25 protein-coding genes and 2 other annotated features are annotated in these 25,712 nt (G+C 41.7%); all 25 genes read right to left on the reverse strand.

Annotated elements, in window-relative coordinates; all coding sequences use genetic code 11:
• Positions 1-4: 4 nt before the first annotated feature.
• A complete protein-coding gene (tuf, locus tag IE222_RS20170) occupies positions 5-1,192 on the reverse strand; it encodes an elongation factor Tu (RefSeq protein ID WP_191275962.1) in 1,188 nt (395 codons plus the stop codon).
• Positions 1,193-1,324: 132 nt separating this feature from the next.
• Positions 1,325-3,406: an elongation factor G gene (gene fusA, locus IE222_RS20175; protein ID WP_191275964.1), complete on the reverse strand. Its 2,082-nt coding sequence runs from the start codon at positions 3,404-3,406 to the stop codon at positions 1,325-1,327.
• Between the two features lie 48 nt (positions 3,407-3,454).
• The gene (rpsG, locus tag IE222_RS20180) at positions 3,455-3,925 is read right to left on the reverse strand and encodes a 30S ribosomal protein S7 (protein ID WP_191275965.1); all 471 of its coding nucleotides are present in this window, start codon (positions 3,923-3,925) and stop codon (positions 3,455-3,457) included.
• Positions 3,926-3,964: 39 nt separating this feature from the next.
• Positions 3,965-4,387 carry a 30S ribosomal protein S12 gene (gene rpsL / locus IE222_RS20185; RefSeq protein WP_191275966.1) on the reverse strand — a complete coding sequence of 141 codons (423 nt, stop codon included), beginning with the start codon at positions 4,385-4,387 and terminating at the stop codon, positions 3,965-3,967.
• A gap of 103 nt (positions 4,388-4,490) precedes the next feature.
• Positions 4,491-4,739, reverse strand: a complete 249-nt coding sequence (locus tag IE222_RS20190; protein ID WP_191275967.1) for a 50S ribosomal protein L7ae-like protein — start codon at positions 4,737-4,739, stop codon at positions 4,491-4,493.
• 138 nt (positions 4,740-4,877) lie between these two features.
• Positions 4,878-8,477 carry a DNA-directed RNA polymerase subunit beta' gene (gene rpoC, locus IE222_RS20195; RefSeq protein WP_191275968.1) on the reverse strand — a complete coding sequence of 1,200 codons (3,600 nt, stop codon included), beginning with the start codon at positions 8,475-8,477 and terminating at the stop codon, positions 4,878-4,880.
• A 158-nt stretch (positions 8,478-8,635) separates the two neighbouring features.
• Entirely contained in the window at positions 8,636-12,196 is a 3,561-nt protein-coding gene (gene rpoB / locus IE222_RS20200; protein ID WP_191275969.1) for a DNA-directed RNA polymerase subunit beta, read from the reverse strand.
• A gap of 249 nt (positions 12,197-12,445) precedes the next feature.
• Positions 12,446-13,051 (reverse strand): class I SAM-dependent methyltransferase, encoded by a 606-nt coding sequence (locus IE222_RS20205; RefSeq protein WP_191275970.1) that lies wholly within the window; start codon positions 13,049-13,051, stop codon positions 12,446-12,448.
• A 96-nt stretch (positions 13,052-13,147) separates the two neighbouring features.
• Positions 13,148-13,510, reverse strand: coding sequence for a 50S ribosomal protein L7/L12 (gene rplL, locus IE222_RS20210; protein ID WP_191275971.1), 363 nt, complete (start codon positions 13,508-13,510; stop codon positions 13,148-13,150).
• Positions 13,511-13,567: 57 nt separating this feature from the next.
• Positions 13,568-14,068 (reverse strand): 50S ribosomal protein L10, encoded by a 501-nt coding sequence (gene rplJ / locus IE222_RS20215; RefSeq protein WP_191275972.1) that lies wholly within the window; start codon positions 14,066-14,068, stop codon positions 13,568-13,570.
• Between the two features lie 33 nt (positions 14,069-14,101).
• Positions 14,102-14,246: a sequence feature (ribosomal protein L10 leader region), on the reverse strand.
• A 64-nt stretch (positions 14,247-14,310) separates the two neighbouring features.
• Positions 14,311-15,000 carry a 50S ribosomal protein L1 gene (gene rplA / locus IE222_RS20220; RefSeq protein ID WP_191275973.1) on the reverse strand — a complete coding sequence of 230 codons (690 nt, stop codon included), beginning with the start codon at positions 14,998-15,000 and terminating at the stop codon, positions 14,311-14,313.
• 114 nt (positions 15,001-15,114) lie between these two features.
• Complete coding sequence (gene rplK, locus IE222_RS20225; RefSeq protein ID WP_042353722.1) at positions 15,115-15,540, reverse strand: 50S ribosomal protein L11; 426 nt, start codon at positions 15,538-15,540, stop codon at positions 15,115-15,117.
• A 204-nt stretch (positions 15,541-15,744) separates the two neighbouring features.
• Positions 15,745-16,278 (reverse strand): transcription termination/antitermination protein NusG, encoded by a 534-nt coding sequence (gene nusG, locus IE222_RS20230; protein ID WP_191275975.1) that lies wholly within the window; start codon positions 16,276-16,278, stop codon positions 15,745-15,747.
• Positions 16,279-16,499: 221 nt separating this feature from the next.
• Positions 16,500-16,682 carry a preprotein translocase subunit SecE gene (gene secE, locus IE222_RS20235; RefSeq protein ID WP_191275977.1) on the reverse strand — a complete coding sequence of 61 codons (183 nt, stop codon included), beginning with the start codon at positions 16,680-16,682 and terminating at the stop codon, positions 16,500-16,502.
• 47 nt (positions 16,683-16,729) lie between these two features.
• On the reverse strand, positions 16,730-16,876 hold the full coding sequence (gene rpmG, locus IE222_RS20240) for a 50S ribosomal protein L33 (RefSeq protein ID WP_191275979.1): 147 nt from the start codon (positions 16,874-16,876) through the stop codon (positions 16,730-16,732).
• Positions 16,877-16,958: 82 nt separating this feature from the next.
• Complete coding sequence (gene sigH / locus IE222_RS20245; RefSeq protein WP_240009791.1) at positions 16,959-17,609, reverse strand: RNA polymerase sporulation sigma factor SigH; 651 nt, start codon at positions 17,607-17,609, stop codon at positions 16,959-16,961.
• 69 nt (positions 17,610-17,678) lie between these two features.
• Positions 17,679-18,188, reverse strand: coding sequence for an NYN domain-containing protein (locus IE222_RS20250; RefSeq protein ID WP_191275981.1), 510 nt, complete (start codon positions 18,186-18,188; stop codon positions 17,679-17,681).
• Between the two features lie 4 nt (positions 18,189-18,192).
• Positions 18,193-18,936, reverse strand: coding sequence for a 23S rRNA (guanosine(2251)-2'-O)-methyltransferase RlmB (gene rlmB / locus IE222_RS20255; RefSeq protein WP_191275984.1), 744 nt, complete (start codon positions 18,934-18,936; stop codon positions 18,193-18,195).
• The gene (locus IE222_RS20260; protein ID WP_191275986.1) at positions 18,933-19,361 is read right to left on the reverse strand and encodes a Mini-ribonuclease 3; all 429 of its coding nucleotides are present in this window, start codon (positions 19,359-19,361) and stop codon (positions 18,933-18,935) included. The genes rlmB and IE222_RS20260 overlap by 4 nt, the downstream gene beginning before the upstream one ends.
• Before the next feature lie 3 nt (positions 19,362-19,364).
• Positions 19,365-20,762, reverse strand: coding sequence for a cysteine--tRNA ligase (cysS, locus tag IE222_RS20265; protein WP_191275987.1), 1,398 nt, complete (start codon positions 20,760-20,762; stop codon positions 19,365-19,367).
• Entirely contained in the window at positions 20,743-21,411 is a 669-nt protein-coding gene (gene cysE / locus IE222_RS20270) for a serine O-acetyltransferase (protein ID WP_191275988.1), read from the reverse strand. Before cysE ends, cysS begins: the two co-directional genes overlap by 20 nt.
• A gap of 113 nt (positions 21,412-21,524) precedes the next feature.
• Positions 21,525-21,783 (reverse strand) — a binding site (T-box leader).
• Positions 21,784-21,830: 47 nt separating this feature from the next.
• Complete coding sequence (gltX, locus tag IE222_RS20275) at positions 21,831-23,288, reverse strand: glutamate--tRNA ligase (RefSeq protein ID WP_191275989.1); 1,458 nt, start codon at positions 23,286-23,288, stop codon at positions 21,831-21,833.
• Positions 23,289-23,359: 71 nt separating this feature from the next.
• A complete protein-coding gene (gene ispF / locus IE222_RS20280) occupies positions 23,360-23,842 on the reverse strand; it encodes a 2-C-methyl-D-erythritol 2,4-cyclodiphosphate synthase (RefSeq protein ID WP_191275990.1) in 483 nt (160 codons plus the stop codon).
• A 3-nt stretch (positions 23,843-23,845) separates the two neighbouring features.
• Positions 23,846-24,532, reverse strand: a complete 687-nt coding sequence (gene ispD, locus IE222_RS20285) for a 2-C-methyl-D-erythritol 4-phosphate cytidylyltransferase (RefSeq protein WP_191275991.1) — start codon at positions 24,530-24,532, stop codon at positions 23,846-23,848.
• Between the two features lie 23 nt (positions 24,533-24,555).
• Positions 24,556-25,644 carry a PIN/TRAM domain-containing protein gene (locus IE222_RS20290; RefSeq protein ID WP_191275992.1) on the reverse strand — a complete coding sequence of 363 codons (1,089 nt, stop codon included), beginning with the start codon at positions 25,642-25,644 and terminating at the stop codon, positions 24,556-24,558.
• Between the last annotated feature and the right edge of the window lie 68 nt (positions 25,645-25,712).

Consider the following 25,712-nt stretch of genomic DNA (forward strand, 5'->3'; position numbering starts at 1 on the left):
ATAATTACTCAGCAATAGTTGTGATTGAACCTGAACCAACAGTACGTCCGCCTTCACGGATAGAGAACTTTGTACCTTCTTCGATTGCAACTGGAGCGATTAGCTCAACAGTCATTTCGATGTGGTCACCAGGCATTACCATTTCAGTACCTTCTGGAAGGTGGATAATTCCAGTGATATCAGAAGTACGGAAATAGAATTGTGGACGATAGTTTGAGAAGAATGGAGTATGACGTCCACCTTCTTCTTTAGATAATACGTAAACTTGTGCTTTGAACTTTGTGTGTGGAGTGATTGATTTTGGCTTAGCCAAAACTTGTCCACGCTCGATTTCTTCACGAGATACACCACGAAGTAGGGCACCAATGTTGTCACCAGCTTCTGCATAGTCAAGAAGCTTACGGAACATTTCTACACCTGTTACAGTAGTAGATTTTGGCTCTTCAGTGAAACCAACGATTTCAATTACGTCACCGACTTTAACTTGTCCACGCTCTACACGGCCAGTAGCAACTGTACCACGACCAGTGATTGAGAATACGTCCTCAACTGGCATCATGAATGGCTTTTCAGTGTCACGAGTTGGATTTGGAATGTACTCATCAACAGCAGCCATAAGTTCAAGGATTTTTTCTTCCCATTGAGCTTCGCCTTCTAATGCTTTAAGAGCAGAACCTTTGATAACTGGAGTGTCATCGCCAGGGAAATCGTACTCAGAAAGAAGGTCACGAACTTCCATTTCTACTAATTCAAGTAATTCTTCGTCATCAACCATGTCACACTTGTTCATGAATACAACAAGGTATGGCACGCCTACCTGACGAGAAAGAAGAATGTGCTCACGAGTTTGTGGCATTGGGCCGTCAGCAGCAGATACTACAAGGATACCACCGTCCATTTGAGCAGCACCAGTGATCATGTTTTTAACGTAGTCAGCGTGTCCTGGGCAGTCAACGTGTGCATAGTGACGATTAGCAGTTTCGTACTCTACGTGAGAAGTAGAGATTGTGATTCCACGCTCTTTTTCTTCTGGAGCGTTATCGATTTGATCATATCCGCGTGCTTCAGCACCACCAGCTTTTGCAAGTACAGTAGTGATAGCAGCAGTTAAAGTAGTTTTACCATGGTCAACGTGTCCGATTGTACCAATATTAACGTGTGGCTTTGAACGGTCAAATTTAGCTTTTGCCATTTTGAAAATCCTCCTTTGGATTATGAAATTTAAGTATATTTAGAGCGGAAACTGCAGCAATAGCCCAAAAGCTTATGAAACAGTTTCCAATCTTACATAAGTAGTTATACTTTAAATAAAGGTGAAAATCAATTATTCACCTTTATTTTTTTTGATAATTTCTTCAGAGATTGATTTTGGAACCTCTTCGTAGTGATCAAAGTGCATAGAGAATACTCCGCGGCCTTGTGTACTTGAACGAAGAGCTGTTGCATAACCGAACATTTCTGAAAGTGGAACCATAGCACGAACTACTTGAGCGTTACCACGAGCTTCCATACCTTCAACACGTCCACGGCGGGCAGTCACTTGACCCATAATATCGCCAAGGTACTCATCCGGAATTACAACTTCAACTCTCATAACTGGTTCAAGAATAACTGGTTGACATTTTGAAGCAGCATTTTTAAGCGCTAGAGAAGCAGCAATTTTAAACGCCATTTCAGAGGAGTCAACATCATGGTATGAACCATCAAATAGTCTTGCTTTGATATCTACTAGTGGATACCCGGCAAGAACACCTCTATCAAGAGCATCTTTCAAACCAGCTTCAACTGCTGGGATGTATTCACGAGGAACAACACCACCTACAATGCCGTTTTCAAACTCAAAGCCTTTACCTTCTTCGTTTGGAGAGAATTCAATCCAAACGTGTCCGTATTGTCCGCGACCACCAGACTGACGAGCAAACTTACCTTCAACTTGTGCAGAAGCACGGAATGTTTCACGGTAAGCAACCTGCGGTGCACCAACATTAGCTTCAACTTTGAATTCACGGCGCATACGGTCAACGATGATGTCTAGGTGAAGCTCACCCATACCAGCGATGATTACTTGTCCAGTTTCCTGGTCAGTATGTGCACGGAATGTTGGATCTTCTTCTTGAAGCTTTTGAAGTGCAGTTGTCATTTTGTCTTGGTCTGCCTTTGATTTTGGCTCAACAGACAATTGGATTACTGGCTCAGGGAATTGCATAGACTCTAGAATAACAAGGTTTTTATCATCACATAGAGTGTCACCAGTAGTTGTATCTTTTAAACCTACAGCTGCAGCAATGTCACCGGAATGAACGATAGAGATTTCTTGACGGCTGTTTGCGTGCATTTGCAGGATACGTCCGATACGCTCACGCTTTCCTTTAGTAGAGTTTTGAACATAAGATCCAGACTCTAAGGTACCAGAGTAAACGCGGAAGAACGTTAATTTACCAACGTAAGGGTCAGTCATAACTTTGAATGCAAGAGCTGCGAATGGCTCTTCATCACTTGAATGACGTTCAACAACTTCTTCTTCTGAACCAGGTACATGCCCTTTAATGGATGGTACATCTAGTGGAGATGGAAGATAATCGATTACGGCATCAAGCATTGGCTGAACACCCTTGTTTTTGAATGCTGAACCGCAGACAACTGGATAAAATTCAACGTTTACAGTACCTTTACGAATAGCTGCTTTAAGCTCTTCTTTAGTGATTTCTTCACCGCCAAGGTACTTCTCCATTAATTCTTCATCAAGTTCTGCAACAGCTTCAACTAACTTTTCACGCCATTCCTCAGCTTGAGCTTGATACTCTTCTGGGATTTCAACTTCTTGAACATCAGTTCCTAAGTCGTTCCCATAGATTCGTGCATTCATTTCGATCAAGTCAATGATACCATTGAATTGATCTTCAGCACCGATTGGCAGCTGAATTGGGTGAGCGTTAGCTTGTAAGCGTTCGTGTAATGTTTTAACAGAGTATAAGAAATCTGCTCCAATTTTGTCCATCTTGTTGACGAACACAACGCGAGGTACACCATAAGTTGTAGCCTGGCGCCAAACTGTTTCAGTTTGTGGTTCAACTCCTGATTGTGCATCAAGAACAGCTACAGCGCCATCTAATACACGAAGAGAACGTTCAACTTCAACAGTGAAGTCTACGTGTCCTGGAGTGTCAATAATATTAACGCGGTGGTTCTTCCATTGTGCTGTTGTTGCAGCAGATGTGATAGTGATTCCGCGCTCTTGCTCTTGCTCCATCCAGTCCATCTGAGAAGCACCTTCGTGAGTTTCACCGATTTTATGAATCTTACCAGTGTAATAAAGGATACGCTCAGTGGTCGTAGTTTTACCGGCGTCAATGTGAGCCATGATGCCGATATTACGAGTCTTTTCTAAGGAGAACTCTCTTGCCATTTAAGTCTTTCTCCTTCCTAGTATGAAAGTATTTTTTTTAAGGTTATTTTACCAACGATAGTGAGCAAATGCTTTGTTTGCTTCAGCCATTTTGTGTGTATCTTCACGCTTCTTAACAGATGCACCAGTGTTGTTTGCTGCATCCATGATTTCGTTAGCTAGACGCTCTTCCATCGTCTTTTCTCCGCGAAGACGAGCGTAGTTTACTAACCAGCGAAGACCTAAAGTTGTTCTGCGGTCAGGGCGCACCTCAACTGGAACTTGGTAGTTAGCACCACCTACACGGCGGGCTCTTACTTCAAGTACAGGCATGATGTTTTTCATCGCTGCTTCGAACACTTCCATTGGCTCTTTGCCAGAGCGTTCACGAATTGTATCAAATGCTGAGTAAAGAATTTCTTGAGATTTACCTCTTTTACCGTCGATCATCATTTTGTTGATCAAACGTGTAACTAATTTTGAATTATAAATCGGATCTGGTAACACGTCTCTTTTTGCTACAGGACCTTTACGTGGCATATTTCTTCCTCCTTTCAAAGAAGCTTCTATTTAGTGTGATTATTTCTTAGCTGCTTTTGGTCTCTTAGTACCATATTTAGAACGGCCTTGCATACGGTTGTTAACACCAGCAGTATCAAGCGCTCCACGAACGATGTGATAACGTACCCCTGGTAAGTCTTTTACACGTCCGCCACGGATTAGAACAACGCTGTGTTCTTGTAGGTTGTGGCCGATACCAGGAATGTATGCAGTCACCTCGATACCATTTGTCAAACGTACACGAGCATATTTACGTAACGCTGAGTTTGGTTTCTTCGGTGTCATCGTACCAACACGAGTACATACCCCGCGTTTTTGTGGTGATGATACGTTTGTTTGTGATTTTTTGAAGCTGTTATAACCTTTGTTAAGCGCAGGAGATTTTGACTTCTCTGTCACTGATTGACGTGGCTTGCGCACTAATTGGTTAATTGTAGGCATGTGTATTTCCTCCCTTCGTTATTGTTAAGTCCACACATCCAGGTGGTTCATTTTTTTGCAAAAACAAAGTTTTTGCAGATTGCTCGATCTACAAAAACAGTTTTTAACGGATAATAGCGACAGCTGCTGCACCAACTTGTATCCTGCATGCCTTCCCTAATCTTTTCATAGATTCAGCATAATGGATTGGAACATCTCGTTCTTTGGCTTCGTTTATCACCTGTGCCGTAATTTTCGGGTCGGCATCATTGGCAACGATCAGCTCTAGAACTTTTCCTTCCTGTAGTGCTTTCACTGCTTGTTTTGTTCCTATAATGAATTGCTTCGCCTGCAATACTTTTTCATAAGACATTTGATATCCTCCAAAGTATCAGGTGTATAGGAGCACCTTTGATATATTACCATCTTAAAAATAAGTTGTCAACAAATCTTTTAATTTATTTTGTCTTAAAATACGGTACTTGCCGTAAAGCAAGTACCGTTTATTCATTTAATCAACTGTTATTGGCTCTTCTGATGTTGTATCACGCAGAACCGGTTCAGCCTTGCGATAACGCTGCATACCCGTACCAGCTGGTACAAGTTTCCCAATGATAACATTTTCTTTCAAGCCGAGTAATTCATCCCGCTTACCTTTAATAGCTGCATCGGTAAGAACCCTTGTGGTTTCTTGGAAGGATGCTGCAGATAAGAACGAATCTGTTTCAAGAGATGCTTTGGTAATACCGAGTAATACAGGACGTCCAGTTGCTGGTAATTTACCTTCTAATAATGCCTTTTCGTTAGCATCAGTAAATTGGTGAATATCCAGAAGTGTGCCTGGCAGTACCTCTGTCTCACCTGCATCACTTACACGGATTTTACGGAGCATTTGACGTACCATTACTTCGACGTGCTTATCCCCGATTTCAACCCCTTGCATGCGGTAAACTTTTTGTACTTCACGCAGCAAATATTCTTGAACAGAAATTACGTCTTTAACCTTAATCAATTCTTTCGGGTCAATCGAACCTTCTGTTAACTCCTGCCCTGGTTCAATATTGTCGCCGACAGCTACCTTCACTCGGGCAGTATATGGCGCGTTGTAAGTGCGTGACTCGACTTCACCCTGTACCACAATTTCATGCTGACGATCACGGCCTTCGTTAATACCGACAACGACACCGTTAATTTCGGAAATGACCGCCACCCCTTTAGGGTTACGCGCTTCGAAGATTTCCTGGATACGCGGTAAACCTTGGGTAATATCGTCTCCCGCTACACCACCTGTATGGAATGTACGCATTGTTAACTGAGTACCCGGTTCACCGATGGACTGAGCGGCAATAATTCCGACTGCTTCACCCACTTCAACCTCTTGCCCAGTTGCCAAGTTACGGCCATAACATTTTTTACATACTCCATGACGCGTATTACATGTAAAGGCGGAACGAATTTTTACCTCTTCAATACCTACACCAACAATAATCTCAGCGAGATCTTCCGTAATCAATTCATTTTCATGTACCAAGACTTCATTTGTCTCTGGATGTTTGATCGCAACACGGGCATAACGGCCGATTAAGCGTTCATCAAGAGCTTCGATAATTTCTGTACCATCCTTTAATGCGCGAATAGAGAAACCACGGTCGGTTCCACAATCGTCTTCACGGACAATTACATCCTGTGCAACATCGACAAGACGACGAGTCAGGTATCCAGAGTCGGCAGTTTTCAGCGCTGTATCGGCTAGACCTTTACGCGCACCGTGTGTAGAGATAAAGTACTCTAATACTGTTAACCCTTCACGGAAACTTGATTTGATCGGTAACTCAATGATTCGACCAGCCGGGTTGGCCATCAAACCACGCATACCAGCAAGCTGTGTAAAGTTAGAGGCGTTACCACGGGCACCGGAATCACTCATCATAAAGATTGGGTTTGTCTTATTCAAGGATTTCATCAATTTGCCTTGAATTGTATCCTTAGCTTGGCTCCAGATCGAGATAACACGATCATAACGCTCATCCTCAGTAATAAGACCACGTCTAAATTGCTTTTGTACGTTATCTACCTTCGACTGAGCTTCATGGAGAATTTGTTCTTTTTCACCAAGCACGACGATATCCGCTACACCAACGGTAATACCCGCTTTAGTTGAATATTTAAATCCAAGGTCCTTCATGCGGTCAAGCATTTTTGATGTTTCAGTAATTTTGAAACGCTTGAACACTTCGGCAATGATGTTTCCAAGGATTTTCTTTTTAAATGGGTCGACTAAAGGCATATCCTTAATTTTCGCCTTAATATCTTCACCTTTTTCAACGAAATACTTTTCAGGAGTCTTCTCCTCTAAATTGCTTCTAGTAGGTTCATTGATATAAGGGAAAGATTTTGGAAGAATTTCATTAAAAATAAGTTTTCCCACTGTTGTAATGAGCAGTTTATTATTCTGTTCTTCCGTAAATGTTTCATTCTTTAATGAACCTGCATGAACCGCAACGCGGGTGTGAAAATGAACAAAGCCATTTTGATAAGCAAGGACTGCTTCATCTGTGTCCTTAAAAATCATACCCTCGCCCACAGCACCTTCACGTTCTAATGTTAAGTAATAGTTACCTAATACCATGTCCTGAGATGGCGTTACAACTGGTTTTCCATCTTTAGGGTTTAGAATGTTCTGAGCTGCAAGCATCAAAAGCCGTGCTTCTGCTTGCGCTTCGGCAGACAGCGGTACGTGAACAGCCATTTGGTCACCATCGAAGTCCGCATTGTAAGCTGTACATACGAGCGGATGAAGACGAATTGCCCGTCCTTCAACAAGTGTTGGTTCAAACGCCTGAATTCCTAATCTATGCAATGTTGGGGCACGGTTTAAAAGAACAGGATGTTCTTTAATCACGTCTTCTAGTACATCCCAAACATCCGGAGAAACACGTTCGATTTTACGTTTAGCAGATTTAATATTATGTGCTAAACCTTTTTCTACAAGTTCTTTCATAACGAATGGCTTAAATAGTTCAAGGGCCATTTCTTTCGGAAGACCGCACTGATACATTTTTAAGTATGGACCTACAACGATAACTGAACGTCCTGAGTAGTCAACCCGTTTACCAAGTAAGTTTTGACGGAAACGCCCTTGTTTACCTTTTAACATATGGGAAAGCGACTTCAATGGACGGTTACCAGGTCCTGTAACCGGGCGGCCGCGGCGGCCGTTATCAATCAACGCATCAACTGCTTCTTGCAGCATCCGCTTTTCGTTTTGCACAATAATGCTTGGTGCTCCTAAATCTAACAAACGCTTTAACCGGTTGTTACGGTTAATAACGCGGCGATATAGATCATTAAGATCCGATGTTGCAAATCTTCCGCCATCGAGCTGTACCATTGGACGGAGCTCTGGAGGAATAACAGGAAGCACATCAAGTACCATCCAAGAAGGTTCGTTCCCTGAATTACGGAACGCTTCTAATACTTCCAAGCGTTTAATCGCACGAGTACGACGCTGTCCTTGCGCTGTCTTTAATTCTTCTTTTAAGATATCAACTTCTTTTTCTAAATCAATATCAGAAAGAAGACGCTTGATTGCTTCTGCACCCATAGATGCTTGGAACTTATTGCCATATTTTTCACGATAGGCACGATATTCTTTCTCCGATAATAACTGCTTCTTTTCAAGAGCAGTATCACCAGCTTCAGTTACTACATAAGAAGCAAAATAGATTACCTCTTCTAATGCTCTAGGGGACATATCTAAAACAAGCCCCATCCGGCTAGGAATTCCTTTAAAATACCAAATATGCGAAACAGGTGCTGCCAATTCGATATGACCCATACGTTCACGGCGCACTTTTGCTCGTGTTACTTCAACACCGCATCGGTCACACACAACACCTTTATAACGCACACGCTTGTATTTACCGCAGTGACATTCCCAATCCTTAGTTGGACCGAAAATTCTCTCACAAAATAATCCGTCCTTCTCAGGCTTTAACGTACGATAGTTAATGGTTTCTGGTTTTTTGACCTCTCCGAAAGACCATGAGCGAATCTTATCCGGTGAAGCAAGGCCAATTTTCATATACTCAAAATTATTAACGTCAAGCATAGGGCCTATCCTCCCTTTTGATTGAAGAAATCAGTTAATATGCCGATTCCTTCTGACATCCAGCCTCTGACTGTAGAAAAACGCTAAAGCGTTCTGGGCTTTACCCTTTAATAATAAAACAAGCGCACGCACAATGCCGTGCGCTTGACGACTGATCATTATTCTTTTGTACCAACCTTTTCAGATTCCATGCTTGGGGTATCAGGAACAATGTTTAATGTATCGACCTGCTGCAAGTCCTCATCGTCCTCCGTATCCCGCATTTCGATTTCTTCTTCATCACCTGAGAGAATCTTTACATCCATACCAAGGCTTTGAAGCTCTTTAATTAATACTTTAAATGATTCTGGGACACCCGGTTCTGGGACATTTTCACCTTTTACAATGGCTTCATATGTTTTTACACGACCCACAACATCATCTGATTTAACAGTTAGAATTTCTTGAAGCGTATAGGCTGCACCGTAAGCTTCAAGGGCCCAAACTTCCATCTCACCAAAACGCTGTCCGCCGAATTGGGCTTTACCGCCAAGAGGCTGCTGCGTAACAAGTGAGTAAGGTCCTGTTGAACGGGCATGCAATTTATCATCAACCATGTGTGCCAGTTTGATCATATACATGACACCGACAGATACACGGTTATCAAATGGTTCACCAGTGCGACCATCATAAAGGATCGTTTTAGCATCACGCGCCATGCCTGCCTCTTCAATGGTACCCCACACATCTTCCTCAGTGGCTCCATCAAATACAGGGGAGGCTACATGAATGCCAAGAGCTCTAGCTGCCATCCCAAGATGGAGTTCAAGCACCTGTCCGATATTCATCCGTGATGGTACCCCTAGTGGGTTTAACATGATATCAACAGGTGTTCCGTCTGGCATAAACGGCATATCTTCTTCAGGTAAAATCCTAGAGATAACCCCTTTATTACCATGTCGTCCGGCCATCTTGTCACCTTGGTGAATCTTACGTTTTTGAACGATATAAACGCGGACAAGCTGGTTTACACCTGGTGGAAGTTCATCCCCATCTTCACGGTTAAAGACTTTAACATCGTGGACGATTCCTTCCCCGCCATGTGGCACACGTAAAGAAGTATCACGTACTTCACGTGCTTTTTCACCAAAAATAGCATGGAGAAGTCTTTCTTCAGCTGTTAGTTCTGTAACTCCTTTTGGCGTAACTTTACCAACTAGCAGATCACCGTCTTTCACTTCAGCACCGATGCGGATAATCCCGCGTTCATCTAAATTCCTCAGTGCATCTTCACCGACGTTTGGAATATCACGGGTAATTTCTTCTGGTCCAAGCTTCGTATCACGCGATTCGGATTCGTATTCCTCAATATGAATCGAAGTATATACATCATCTTTAACAAGACGTTCGCTCATGATAATCGCATCTTCGTAGTTATAACCATCCCATGTCATGAAGGCAACAAGAACATTGCGTCCAAGAGCTAATTCCCCTAATTCCATTGAAGGGCCATCAGCTAAAATTTCACCTTTTACCACATGGTCGCCAGTTTTAACAATCGGCCGTTGATTATAGCATGTTCCTTGGTTAGAACGGATAAATTTGAGCATCCGGTATTTATCCAGATCCCCTTTCACCTCTTGCCCATCAACTTCTTTGACACGACGTACCCAAACTTCGCGGGCTTCTACATGTTCAACAATACCATTATGCTTACAGATAACAGCTGCACCGGAGTCTTTACCAGATACATATTCCATACCAGTACCAACTCTTGGAGCTTCTGGCTGCATAAGCGGAACGGCTTGTCGCTGCATGTTCGCACCCATCAACGCACGGTTGGAGTCGTCGTTTTCAAGGAACGGAATACATGCGGTTGCTGCTGATACAACCTGCTTCGGTGATACGTCCATGTAATCAATCCGTTCACGTTTAACAGTGGTGTTCTCACCACGGAAACGAGCAACAACTTCCTCATCCAAAAATGAGCCATCATCATCAAGACGAGAGTTTGCCTGAGCTACTACATAGTTATCTTCTTCATCAGCCGTCAAATAATCAATACGGCTTGTAACTTTTCCTGTATCAGGATCAACCCGGCGGTAAGGTGTTTCGATAAAACCAAAACGGTTCACCTTTGCATAGGATGATAACGAGTTAATCAGACCAATGTTCGGACCTTCCGGCGTTTCAATCGGACACATACGTCCATAGTGGGAATAGTGAACGTCACGTACTTCCATACCCGCACGTTCACGGGTTAAACCACCCGGTCCAAGCGCAGATAGACGGCGCTTATGTGTTAATTCCGCAAGCGGATTGGTTTGGTCCATGAACTGCGATAACTGGGAGCTTCCGAAGAATTCCTTAATCGAAGCAATTACAGGACGAATATTAATTAACTGTTGAGGCGTAATTGTTGCTGTGTCTTGAATTGACATTCTTTCACGAACCACGCGCTCCATTCGGGACAATCCAATCCGGAATTGGTTTTGCAATAGTTCACCAACAGAACGCAGACGTCTGTTTCCTAAATGGTCAATATCGTCTGTATCACCTACTCCATGCAGCAAATCAAAGAAATAGCTAATGGAGGCAATAATATCTGCCGGAGTTATATTCTTGATTGGTTCAGCCACGTAGGCATTCCCTAATACATTAATAACCTTTTCATTTTCATCTCCAGGTGCATAAATTTTAATCCCTTGGAGAATAATTTCGTCTTCAACTACACCGCCAACAGGATTATAGCCTTTAAAGTTAATATTTTTCTCAAGCGCAGGCAGAATTCGATCTAGGTTTCTGCGATCAAGAATAATACCCTTTTCAGCAATAACTTCACCTGTCTCAGGATCTGCTAAAGTTTCAGCTAAACGTTGATTGAACAAGCGGTTTTTAATATGAAGCTTTTTATTTATTTTATAACGCCCTACATTCGCAAGGTCATAGCGCTTAGGGTCGAAGAAACGAGAAATTAACAAGCTCCTCGCATTTTCTACTGTAGGAGGTTCACCTGGACGAAGACGCTCGTAAATTTCAAGCAATGCTTTATCTACGCCTTCAGTGTTGTCCTTTTCTAGTGTGTTGCGTAAATATTCATTATCACCGATCAATTCGATGATTTCTTGATCAGAGCCGAACCCTAATGCACGCAAAAGAACCGTAACGGGTAGTTTCCGAGTACGATCAATCCTGACATATACGACATCTTTGGCATCAGTTTCATATTCCAGCCAAGCGCCGCGGTTCGGAATTACCGTTGCTGTAAATCCTTTTTTACCATTCTTATCGACTTTTCCGCTAAAGTAAACACTTGGTGAACGTACTAACTGGGAAACAATAACACGCTCTGCTCCATTAATAACAAACGTACCTGTTTCCGTCATAAGTGGAAAATCACCCATGAATACATCTTGATCTTTCACTTCGCCTGTTTCTTTGTTTACAAGACGTACTTTTACACGCAATGGAGCAGAATATGTAACGTCCCGTTCTTTTGATTCTTCAACAGAATACTTTGGATCGCCAAGACTGTAATCAATAAATTCTAGTGATAGGTTACCAGTAAAGTCCTCAATCGGTGAAATATCCTGGAACATTTCACGTAATCCCTCATCAAGAAACCACTGATATGAAGAGGTTTGGATTTCGATTAGATTTGGTAATTCTAAAACCTCACTGATTCGTGCGTAACTTCTTCGTTGGCGGTGTCGTCCATACTGAACTAGTTGACCTGTCAACTGATTCACCCCTCAAATCAAGCGTTATTTAAAAAATCTATTATCTTTCGAGAAGGAGTAAAACTCATTTTCAAAAGACAAAAAGAAAAAGGGTTTTTTGCTCAAAAACCACATTTTCACATTTTTACTATTATTTTGTCATCATTTCCTTTTTACCCTGTTTTTATACTGAAAAATAAGTATTTATAGGAATAAACCGGAAAATATTATGATGGCATTTTATAATGCTACCACAGTGAGAATCCTGAGTCAACTATTTTTTACGGCCTTAAGAATAAAATAGCCTTTTGACTTGTCTACAGTTTCTACTTGGGCAAAAATAGTCTTTAGTTTTTCTACTGCAGATGGCGCGCCTTGTTTCTTTTGAATGACGACCCAAAGCTCCCCGTTAGGAACAAGATGTAGAGCGCTTTGTTCAAAAATATCATGAACAATCTTTTTTCCTGCTCGAATCGGCGGATTTGTTAAAACAGCAGCATAGTTGTTTCCTTTGACGGATAGCAGCCGATCACTTTCATAGATCTCAACATTATCAATCCGATTAAGGGCGGCATTTTCTTTTGCAAGCTGTATAGCCCTCGCGTTCACATCAACCATGTGAACCAACCGGTCCGGATTGTCTTTCGCAACAGAGAGACCAATTGGACCATAACCGCAGCCTACATCGAGCACTGCCCCTTTAACCGAGGGCAACACAAAAGACTCAATGAGTAAACGTGAGCCAAAATCTACTTCTCTTTTTGAAAAAACACCGTTATCGGTTTTAAAACGAAAAGGATGATTTCTTAAGGTATAATCCCAATATTTTGGATCACTTTCAACCTTTTGAACTTGAGAATAGTAGTGTTCAGTCACCTGACTCACCCCCTGGGGAGTTTATTTTTGAAGATTTAATGAGGATATAGTCAAAAAAAGCCCGCTATTTAAGCGAGCTTTTTTGTATCGTTTAAATTACTTAACTTCGACGTTAGCTCCAACTTCTTCAAGTTTAGCTTTGATTGCTTCAGCATCTTCTTTAGAAACGCCTTCTTTAAGTGGTTTTGGAGTGTTGTCAACAAGGTCTTTTGCTTCTTTAAGTCCAAGACCAGTGATTTCACGAACAACTTTGATAACCTTGATTTTTTGGTCGCCAGCGCCAGCTAGGATTACATCAAATTCAGTTTTTTCTTCAGCTGCAGCAGCACCTGCACCACCAACAACTGCTACTGGAGCAGCTGCAGTTACGCCGAATTCTTCTTCGATTGCTTTTACAAGATCGTTAAGTTCTAAAACAGTCATATTTTTAACTGCTTCAATGATTTGTTCTTTAGTCATGATTAAGTTTCCTCCTTAATTTTCGTTCAAATATTTTAAATTTCAATTATGATTAGCTTACGCGCCTTGTTCTTCTTTTTGATCTGCAACAGCTTTTGCAGCAAGAGCAAGATTGCGGATTGGAGCTTGAAGTACGCTGAGTAACATAGAAAGCAAGCCTTCGCGTGAAGGAAGTTCAGCAAGAGCTTTAACCTCTTCAACTGTTGCAATGTTACCTTCGATCACACCTGCTTTGATTTCAAGCGCTTCGTTCTTCTTCGCAAAATCGTTTAGGATTTTAGCTGGTGCTACTACATCTTCAGCACTGAACGCAATAGCGTTAGGACCTGTTAATGCATCGTTTAGACCAGAAAGCTCAGCTGCTTCAGCAGCACGGCGAGTCATAGAGTTTTTGTAAACTTTAAATTCTACCCCAGCTTCACGAAGTTGTTTACGAAGTTCAGTTACCTGTGCAACTGTAAGTCCACGGTAATCAACAACAACTGTTGACACGCTGTTTTTTAATTTGTCAGAGATCTCATCGACAATTTGTTTTTTAGCTTCGATTGCACTGCTCATCTTTACACCTCCTGTAGAATGTCTACATTTATACCAGGCATTAAAAATCCTCCATATCAAACGCGAGACATGGAGGATGCATAAATAGCCGACAATTTCAGCTTATTCTATACGCTAACCTCGGCAGGAAATTAAGCCTGTTGGCACCTGCTGTCTACGGTACAAATGTTAATATTTTAAACAACAAAACTTATTATAGTTAACGTTGTCTAATTTGTCAATTAGTAATAATTACCTTTTAATTAAACAGAAGAAGGATCCACCTTCACGCCAGGGCCCATTGTTGAAGTAACTGTAACGTTCTTCATGTAAGTTCCTTTTGCAGCAGAAGGTTTTACTTTTAACATTGTTTCAAAAACAGTAGCAAAGTTTTCAACAAGCTTTTCATTTTCGAAAGATGTCTTACCGATTGGCACGTGGATGTTTCCAGCTTTGTCAACGCGGTATTCAACTTTACCTGCTTTGATTTCGTTGATTGCTTTTGTTACATCAAATGTAACAGTACCAGTTTTAGGGTTTGGCATTAAGCCTTTAGGTCCTAATACACGGCCTAGTTTACCAACTTCACCCATCATGTCAGGAGTTGCTACGATTACATCGAAATCAAACCAACCTTGTTGGATTTTGTTGATATATTCTGCATCGCCTACATAATCAGCGCCAGCTGCTTCAGCTTCCTTCACTTTTTCACCCTTCGCGAATACTAATACGCGTTGAGTTTTACCAGTTCCGTTTGGAAGTACAACAGCACCACGGATGTTTTGGTCAGCTTTCTTAGGGTCAACGCCTAAACGGAAAGCAACCTCAATTGTTGCATCAAATTTAGCGTAGTTTGTTTTCTTTGCAAGGTCAATTGCTTCTGCAACTGGATAAGCCTTCGCGCGGTCAACAAGCTTCGCAGCTTCTATATACTTCTTGCCTTTTTTAGCCATTTCAAATTTCCTCCTTAAAATGTGGTTTTAACGTTTGAATAACTCCCACGAAAAAGGTTGCGAGTATATTAAAACTACGCAACCCCCTCATTACACTTTAACAGTTTACATGGATTAGTCTTCGATGTTGATACCCATGCTGCGTGCAGTACCTTCAACCATGCGCATTGCTGCTTCAACGCTAGCTGCGTTAAGGTCAGGCATTTTTTGTTCCGCAATCTCGCGTACTTTATCACGCTTTACTGTTGCTACTTTATTACGGTTAGGCTGGCCTGAACCAGACTGAATTCCAGCTGCTACTTTCAAAAGAACTGCAGCAGGAGGAGTTTTCGTAATAAATGTAAATGAACGGTCTTCAAATACCGTAATTTCAACAGGAATAATCAATCCAGCTTGATCTGCTGTACGAGCGTTAAATTCTTTACAGAATCCCATGATATTAACACCCGCTTGACCTAGTGCAGGACCAACCGGCGGCGCTGGGTTAGCTTTACCAGCAGGGATTTGTAATTTAACAACTTTAATTACTTTTTTAGCCACGAGACACACCTCCTTAAAGTCCGTGATGTGGTTAACAGGGTTTCCATTCCTCTAATTGGATTGGGGCCCCCTCCCACTCAACTATCTTCTTTATATAAAAAATAAAGAACTTTGCAAAAGTCCTGTCTCAAAAACTGAGACATACTGACCTATGAAATATTAACACTTTTTATCGATGATTTCAAGTTTTTTTACAATATAGATTTAGATTTTGTCAATTTGTGAAAAATCAAGCTCAACTGGGGTGTCGCGTCCAAACATATTTACAAGCACTTTCAGCTTTGCTTTATCCTTGTCCATTTCTTCGATATTACCAGTAAAGTTTGCAAACGGACCTTCCTTCACGCGCACGGTTTCTCCAATTTCATAGTTTGCGTCAACACGTTTTTCTTCGACGCCCATCCGTTTCAGTAGTGTCGTTACTTCTTCCGGCAGTAACGGAGTCGGTTTTGACCCTGAACCAGCAGATCCAACAAATCCTGTTACACCTGGTGTATTCCTTACGACATACCAAGAATCGTCTGTCATCACCAGTTCCACTAATACATATCCAGGAAACACCTTTCGTTTTACTACTTTTTTCTTACCATTTTTAATTTCTGTTTCTTCTTCCTCAGGCACAACCACACGAAAAATTTTATCTGCCATACCCATGGACTCTACACGTTTTTCTAAATTCGCTTTTACTTTATTTTCATAACCCGAATACGTATGAACAACATACCAGTTCTTTTCCATTTTAAGAGGACTTGATCGTCCGTCCCTCCCTGTATTTAAATGTGTATACTTGCAAGTTGATTCGCGCTCCAATCAACATTGTTATAAAAAGTAACGATTACCTTTAGAAACAAACAATTGAAAAGCGGTTATACTTTTTGACAAATTAAAAAACCCGTGAAAACGGGCTTTTAGATAAAATTTCCTGTATTGATTACCATTATACCATGAACTATTACTAATTATTCAAGAATTAAACGAATCAATTTTGAAATCCCTAAATCTAACACCGTAAAGAAAATAGCGAAAAAAGCAACGGTCGTTATCACGGTAACTGTCGAACGAGTAAGTTCGCTTCGTCTTGGCCAACTAACCTTTCTCATTTCACGAACAACATCACTGAAGAACTTATTTATGCGTTGCATTCTTTGTAACCCCCAACTTTGGCAGATAGCATGCTAAAACCTATACCTTACTTTGTTTCTCGGTGAATTGTATGGGTTGCACAAGTTTTACAAAATTTTTTCAATTCTAATCTAGCAGTTTGAGTCTCTTTGCTTATAGTTGAGTAGTTTCTTGAACCGCATTCAACACAAGCAAGAATCACCTTTTTACTCATTCTAACACCCTCAAATATATCCCTAAAAATGTAACACGACACCCAAATTATTGTCAATAACGGATATTTCCGCCCTTCATTTCTATAAGGAAAATTCACGGATTTCCAAATAGCGCTCAAGCTTTCGCTTGACTCTTTGCAGGGCATTATCAATTGATTTCACATGACGATTAAGCTCTTCGGAGATTTCCTGATAGGATTGCCCGTCTAAGTAAAGTGCGAGGACTTTTCGTTCCAAATCACTTAATAACTCCGTCATTTTAATTTCAATATGATCAAATTCTTCTTGATTAATAATCAACTCTTCAGGGTCAAGCACCTTGGCACCTGACAGCACGTCCATCAGCGTCCGGTCAGATTCCTCATCATAAATAGGCTTGTCCAATGAAACATACGAGTTTAATGGTATATGCTTTTGTCTTGTGGCCGTTTTAATAGCCGTGATGATTTGGCGGGTAATGCATAACTCTGCAAATGCTTTAAAAGAAGTGAGCTTGTCCTCCCGGTAATCACGAATGGCCTTATAAAGACCTATCATTCCTTCTTGGACAATATCTTCCTTATCAGCCCCTACCAAAAAGTAGGATCTTGCCTTGGCACGTACAAAATTTCGATACTTATGGATTAAATAATCCAAAGCTTCACTATCACCCTTATGCACTAGATCAACAATTTCTTCGTCTTCCATAACAAACAACTGCTTATCGACCATTGTTCCGAAGTCCGTACTCAAGCGCGATCCCCTCCACCGAACAAGCATAGATAGCATTATTATACATTAGAAATTTTTTGAAGTCGAGGCTCATTTGTGTCCTCTGCGCCACTTTTCAAAAATTTCTGCCATTTCATCACTAATCGGAATTTTAGAGACCGGTTTTTTTTCCTGAATGGTTTTTACCTTTTTTTCAATACCTTTTTCAATCGACGACATTTCATTCAGCAGCTCCCGGGCTGATTTTCTTAAAGCTCCTTGTCCAAAAATAGCCCATTGCTCCGTGTAATCGGATGTAGCTACATGAATTTGTGTTTTTCGATTGCTTAAACTGATAGCCATCTTTTCAATCCGCTCATCAGCTGTTTCGTTCTTGCTTGTAAAAATAACTTCCACTTGATGATTTTTATACTTCTTTGCCGTTCCTTGTACATAATAGGCATCAAAAACAACAATTACGCGGTAGCCTGAAAAGGCCTGATACTCAGCCATTCTTTCAATTAGGCGATCCCTTGCTGCAGCTAAATCATGATCCTTTAGCGCTTTTAATTCAGGCCACGCCCCGATAATGTTATAGCCATCTACAAGCAGGATATCCATATGCCTATTCCCCAAGTGGGTGTCGGTTTCGATATACCTCATACATAAGTATAGCTGCAGCAACAGAAGCATTTAATGAAGTGACCTTTCCTGCCATTGGCAGCTGAATAAGGAAATCACATTTATCCCTAATAAGCCGCCCCATACCTTTCCCTTCACTGCCAATTACTAACCCAAGCGGCAGTGTGCCATCAAGCTGGCGATAATCCTGCGTTCCTTTTGCATCTGTTCCAGCAATCCAAATGCCCCGTTCCTTTAATTCATCAATTGTACGGGCCATGTTTGTCACCCGGACAACAGGGATATATTCAATTGCTCCAGTCGAAGCCTTTGCTACTGTTGCTGTTAACCCTACTGCCCGCCGCTTCGGAATAATAATTCCATGGGCGCCGACGGCATCAGCCGTTCTCATAATCGATCCAAGATTGTGCGGGTCTTCAATTTCATCCAACAATAAGAAAAAGGGAGTCTCCTTTTTCTTTTCAGCTGCAGCAAACAAATCATCAATTTCTGCATATTGGTAAGCTGCCACATATGCCAGGACACCTTGATGATTTTGGTCAGTAATCAAGTCTAGCTTTTTCTTCGGTACAAATTGAACGAGGACATTTGCCTCTTTAGCTAATTGGGTAATCTGCTGCATTTGTCCGCGCTGTGATCCCTCTGCAATTAAGACTTTATTGATATCCCGGCCTGATTTTAGCGCTTCAATCACCGGATTTTTACCGACGATATATTCCTGGTTCATTGCGATGCTCCTCCTTTCTTCAGTTCTTCAACATATAAAAATGCCTTTTGTACAAGCTCTTCCAGCCGCTCTATTTTGCCTGATAAATATAAATACCCCATTAACGCTTCAAAAGCCGTACTGTAATGATACGTTTGTACATCGGTGTTTTTCGGTACTGTTCCTGACTTCGCATTTCTGCCGCGCATGACAACGGCTAGTTCATCCTCAAGCAAAATGCCATCATTCATCATCTGAAGAAGTATTTGACATTGCGCTTTCGCCGAGACGTACCTTGTTCCAGCACGGTGTAACTGGTGCGGTCGAACTTGCCCGCTGTAAAGGAGATGCCGGCGGACATATATTTCAAATACCGCATCCCCCATATAGGCAAGAGCAAGGGCTTTTAATTGATATGCATCTATTGTGTTATTGTAATCAAGCATGAACTAGCCTCTTTTCCACCTTGTGCCCTGCGGCGTATCTTCTAAAATAATATTCATTTCCTTTAACTGGTCGCGAATTTGGTCTGCCAATTGGAAGTTGCGGTCTTTCCTTGCCTGTATCCGCTGTTCAATTAATGCATCGATTTCTTCATCGAGCATTTCTTCCTGCCCCGGTGTTAAACCAAGGACCCCGAACAGTTCCTCAAATTCCGAAGTAAACGCGTCAATAACCTCTACAGCTGTATTCTTTTCTAAAAGATAATAATTAGCCAATTTGGATAGCTCGAATAATACAGAAATAGCTAATGCCGTATTAAAGTCGTCATCCATCGCCTCAATAAATTGTGTACGCAAAGCTGTGATCTTATCAATCCACTCTTGATTATGTTCGGTTAAATTTGTGCTCGCCTCTTTACGGTGCTTTAAATTTTGGTACGAGGTGGTTAACCGCTCAAAGGCCGCTCTGGTGCTTTCAAGTAATTCTTCACTATAGTTAATCGGGTTACGGTAATGAACTGACAGCATAAAGAACCTAAGCACTTGCGGATTATGTTTTTGAATAATATCGTGAACTAGAACAAAATTCCCAAGCGACTTTGACATCTTCTCATTATCAATATTGATATAGCCGTTATGCATCCAGTAGTTGGCGAATGTCTTGCCTGACAGTGCTTCAGATTGTGCGATTTCATTTTCATGATGAGGGAAGGTCAAGTCCTGGCCGCCAGCGTGAATATCAATTGTTTCGCCAAGGTATTTTTTCGCCATTGCCGAGCATTCAATATGCCATCCCGGCCGTCCTAGACCCCATGGGCTTTCCCAATAGATTTCCCCTTCCTTTGCCGCTTTCCATAAGGCAAAGTCTAAGTCATCTTCCTTTTTATTGCCCACTTCAATTCTGGCACCTACTTGTAACTCGTCAATCGATTGGTGTGACAGCTTTCCATAATCATCAAAGCTGCGTGTCCGGAAATAGACATCTCCTTCTGATTCATAGGCATAACCTTTCTCAACCAATTGTTTGATAAAATCAATGATGATGTCCATATTTTCCATAACCCGCGGATGAACATCCGCTCTTTTGCATCCTAATGCCGATACATCCTCAAAATAGGCATCGATAAACCTGCTGGCAATCGTTGGGACATCTTCCCCCAGTTGATTGGCAGCCCGGATTAATTTATCATCGACATCGGTAAAATTCGAAACATATTTCACATCATACCCGCGAAATTCAAAATAGCGGCGGACCGTATCAAATACGATGGCAGGGCGGGCATTACCAATATGAATATAATTATAGACAGTAGGACCGCAAACATACATTTTCACTTTACCCTCTACTAGGGGTACGAATGCTTCCTTCTTTCTTGTAAGTGTATTATACAGTTGAATGGCCATTGACTTTTGTCCTTTCCTGTTTTAATTCTCTAAGTTCTTGCTTTAAACCGTCCATTTCGGCCTGCAGCTCTTTGAAACGATCCGCAACCGGGTCTGGCAGGTCACAGTGGTTTAAATCGCGAATAATCTTCTTTCCATCCTGGATAACAACTTTTCCCGGAATTCCTACGACAGTTGAGTTTGGCGGCACTTCTTTTAGCACGACTGACCCACCGCCAATTTTGGAGTTCTCGCCAATTGTAATCGAACCAAGGACTTTTGCCCCTGTAGAAATAAGTACATTATCCTTTATGGTTGGGTGACGTTTACCTTTTTCTTTTCCTGTTCCGCCTAATGTTACCCCTTGATAGATCGTTACGTTATCACCTATTTCACACGTTTCCCCGATAACAACCCCCATCCCGTGGTCAATAAAAAATCTCCTGCCTATTTTTGCCCCGGGATGAATTTCAATTCCCGTGAAAAAGCGGCTTATTTGTGAAATGGCCCGTGCAAGGAAAAATAATTTTCGCTTATAGAGGGCATGGGCGAATCGATGAGACCAAATCGCATGCAATCCAGAATACGTTAAAATCACCTCTAAGTACGTCCTCGCAGCTGGGTCCTGATCAAACACAACATCAACATCTTCTTTTAACATTTTAAACATTTCCATCCCCCCTAAAACTTCTGACAAATAAAAAAGCTGTATTAGATTGTCTGATGATTGACGCTCCAGGTGCTTCAATCATCAGTCTAATAAAAAAGCGCCCCTGTCATATTGACAGAGACGCTTGTGCGTGGTTCCACTCTGATTAGGCACTTATCTGATTTCAGCTAAACGAAAAGCAGCTGAAACAAACATGCCTCACTCTAACTTGTTAACGGAAAGGTTCCGCCCAAATCTACTCAAGTACAACTCTCTTTTGAAATGGGGCTCGGAGGTGCATTTCAAACAATGAGCGGCCTGAACCACTTTCAGCCGGTGATGGTTCTCTCTTTAAGGCATCATTCTTTTACTTATCCTCTTCGACGTTTTAGCTCATATAAAATATTGTATATTTACTATATTACATTTTCATCCGAATGTTAACTAATAATTTGCCCGATTCGCTGTTGAACTTTCTCTTTTCCTAAAAGTTCAATTGATTTAGGAAGGTCTGGCCCGTGTGTTTGTCCCGTTACAGCGGCACGAATTGGCATGAACAAGTTCTTACCCTTTTGGCCGGTGGATTTTTGGACAGCTTTCATTGCAGCCTTAATTCCTTCCGCCTGGAAGCCTTCCAGCTGATCCAACTCTTCTGAAAATGCCTTTAACACTTCCGGTACCTGCTCTCCAGCAAGAACCTCTTTTGCTTCATCCTCAAAATCCACTTGTTCTTTAAAGAACAAGTCAGAAAGTTCAACGATTTCAGCTCCGAAGCTCATTTTCTCCTGCAATAATTCCACTAAGCTGCGCACCCAATCTCTTTCTTCAGCAGACAAGTTCTCCTGAACGCGTCCCGCTTTCATTAGGTGGGGAAGAGCAAGCTCAACAACACGGTCAAGGTCCACCTTTTTCATGTATTGGTTGTTCATCCATGTAAGCTTTTGCTTATCAAATAATGCTGGTGATTTAGACAAGCGGTTTGCATCAAATAGCTGAATGAACTCTTCCTTAGAATAAAGCTCTTCTTCACCAGCAGGTGACCAGCCAAGTAAAGTAATAAAGTTAAAGATTGCCTCTGGCAAATAGCCTAATTCTTCGTACTGCTCAATAAATTGAATAATTGATTCATCGCGCTTGCTTAACTTTTTCCGGCTTTCATTTACAATTAGCGTCATGTGGCCAAAAATTGGCGGTTCCCAGCCTAATGCTTCGTACACCATCAACTGCTTAGGTGTATTTGAGATATGATCATCCCCGCGAAGGACATGGGAGATTTTCATGAGATAATCATCGATTGTTACAGCAAAGTTATAAGTAGGGGTGCCGTCCTTTTTCACAATGACCCAGTCGCCCATACCTTCTGATTCAAAAGACACTACACCCTTTACCATATCATCAAATGTATAAGTCTTGCCTTCCGGAACAAGGATACGGATGCTCGGCTCACGGCCTTCACTTTCTAAACGAGCTCTGTCTTCTGCAGTCAAATGACGGCATTTGCCGGAATATTGCGGGGTCTCACCACGTTCCATCTGTGCTTCCCGCTCTGCCTCCAGCTCCTCTTCCGTACAATAACATTTATAGGCTTGTCCATTTCCTAACATTTGTTTGTAGTACGTTTCGTAAATCTCATTGCGTTCTGACTGCCGGTACGGACCGTATTCACCGCCGACATCAACACTTTCATCCCAATCCATTCCAAGCCATTTTAAATATTTTAATTGGCTCTCTTCTCCACCTTCAATATTCCGCTTCTTATCCGTATCTTCAATCCGGATAATGAATTTCCCGCCTTTATTGCGGGCAAATAAATAGTTAAATAACGCCGTGCGGGCATTTCCAATATGTAAATGTCCGGTTGGACTAGGAGCATATCTTACACGAATTTCGTTTGACATTATAATGCCTCCATTTTCCCAGTTGGTTTCATCCTGATACATTTTACCACTATGGTTTTACCGGATAAAGTCTAAACGTTTACCTTTTTTAAAAGGACAACTGCTTGAGCGGCAATACCCTCGCCCCTGCCGGTAAAGCCCAACTTTTCGGTTGTTGTTGCCTTTACATTAATTTGTTCTGTGTCCGCCTCTAAAAGCTCCGCAATCCGTACCCGTATTTGTTCAATAAATGGAGCCATTTTTGGTTTTTGGGCGATAATCGTACAATCCGCATTGACTAATTCATAGCCTTTATCTTTGACCAGCTGCCACACATGCTCCATCAGCTTGGCGGAGTCGGCATCTTTGAATTCGGGGTCCGTATCAGGGAAATGTTTGCCGATATCCCCCTCGCCAATCGCACCAAGGCAGGCATCAGACACTGTATGTAATAACACATCTGCGTCAGAATGCCCCAGTAAGCCCTTCTCATAGGGGATGGTAATACCCCCAATAATGAGCGGCCGCCCCTCCGTTAATTGATGAACATCAAAGCCTTGTCCAATTCGAAACATTATTTATAACCCCTTCCGCTTTTTTAAGATCGCTTCCGCAAAAAATAAATCCTCTGGTGTGGTAAGCTTTATATTATCGTAATCTCCCTCTATCATCGTCACAGGATGCCCTAAGCGCTCGATTAGACTGGCATCATCTGTACCAAGAAAGTGATCCCTTTCTGCCTTTTCATACGCCTCTACAAGGAGAGAAACGCGAAAAGCTTGTGGGGTTTGCACTGCCCACAAGCTTGAACGTTCAACAGTCGCTTCGACAACACCATTTTCCACCTTTTTCATCGTGTCTTTGGCCGGAACCCCCATTATGGCTGCACCCGTTTTCGCTGCCGCTTCTGTTAATACGTGAATATGCTTTTTTAGAATAAACGGTCTTGCTGCATCATGTACAAGAATAATGCCATCATTACTGACGGTCTTTAAGGCATTATAAATGCTGTGCTGGCGCTCTTTTCCGCCTGGCACCAAACCCTTTACCTTACATAAATGATGCATGTTAATCAGTGCATTAAATTCCGCTTCATCTTGGGGATGAATAGCTAAAATGATTCCTGTACAGGCATCGTCCGCTTCAAATACTTGTAACGTATGAACAAGTACAGGAATTCCATCAAGTTCAAGCAACAGTTTATTTTTCCCCGCTCCCATTCTCTTTCCCTGACCAGCAGCAGGAATAATGACCTGATAAGTCATACTAAAAACCTCATTTTCTCTCTCTATAGTGCTTTTTCTAATAATTTCGGCTTGGCAAAAATCATTCTGCCGGCAGATGTCTGAAGCACACTGGTCACAAGAACCTCGATTCTTTTTCCAATGTATTCCCTGCCTTCCTCCACAACAATCATCGTGCCATCATCTAGGTAGGCAACTCCCTGATGATGCTCTTTTCCGTCCTTAATGACCTGCACCGTTAATTCCTCACCCGGCAAAACAACCGGCTTTACGGCATTAGCGAGATCATTGATATTGAGAACAGACACATTTTGTAATTCACATACTTTATTCAGATTAAAATCGTTCGTAACGAGTACGCCATTCGTTAACTTAGCTAGCTTTACCAGTTTAGAATCTACCTCTTGGATTTCCTCGAAATCCCCTTCATAGATTTCCACCTTAATGGCCAGTTCTTTTTGAATCCGGTTTAAGATATCAAGGCCCCTTCTGCCGCGGTTCCGTTTTAATACATCGGAAGAATCAGCAATATGCTGTAATTCCTCAAGAACAAACTGTGGTATGACAATGGTCCCTTCTAAAAATCCCGTTTGGCAAATATCTGCAACACGCCCGTCAATAATGACACTCGTATCCAAAATCTTTAGTTCCTTTCCGGATGGTTTCTCATTTTCCTCTTCAGCAGGTTTTTTCTTGCTGCTACCTCTGCCAAACAGACCAAGCAGCTCATCTCGTTTTTTGAAGCCCACCTGGAAGCCAAGATAACCAAATAGCAATGTCAATACGATTGGGGCAACAGCATTTAAGATTGGCACTTGTACAGCGTTAAGTGCAAACCCAATTAAAAAAGCAACCAATAAACCAAAAATCAAACCAACGCTGCCAAACAGCACATCGGTTACTGGGATTTTGACTAAGGAATCCTCAGCCCATTTAATAAAATTAAACACGTAATCTACTGCCCAAAAGGTAAGAAGATAAAAAATAATAGCACCTAAAATCGCAGTAACATAGGAATTATTTATAAGCGCGGTTGTATCTAAACCCATTACTTTTAATAATTCCGGCAGAAATAAGATTCCAAGCGTACCACCAATAATGAGGAAGCAAGCCTGCACAATTCGTTTTAACATTTCTTCACCTCCTCTAATTAATTATAAACATATTTACAAAAATGAAACCGCGTTTTTCCAATAATTTT

The organism is Neobacillus kokaensis (genome assembly GCF_014656545.1).
Classification (GTDB): Bacteria; Bacillota; Bacilli; order Bacillales; family Cytobacillaceae; genus Neobacillus; species Neobacillus kokaensis.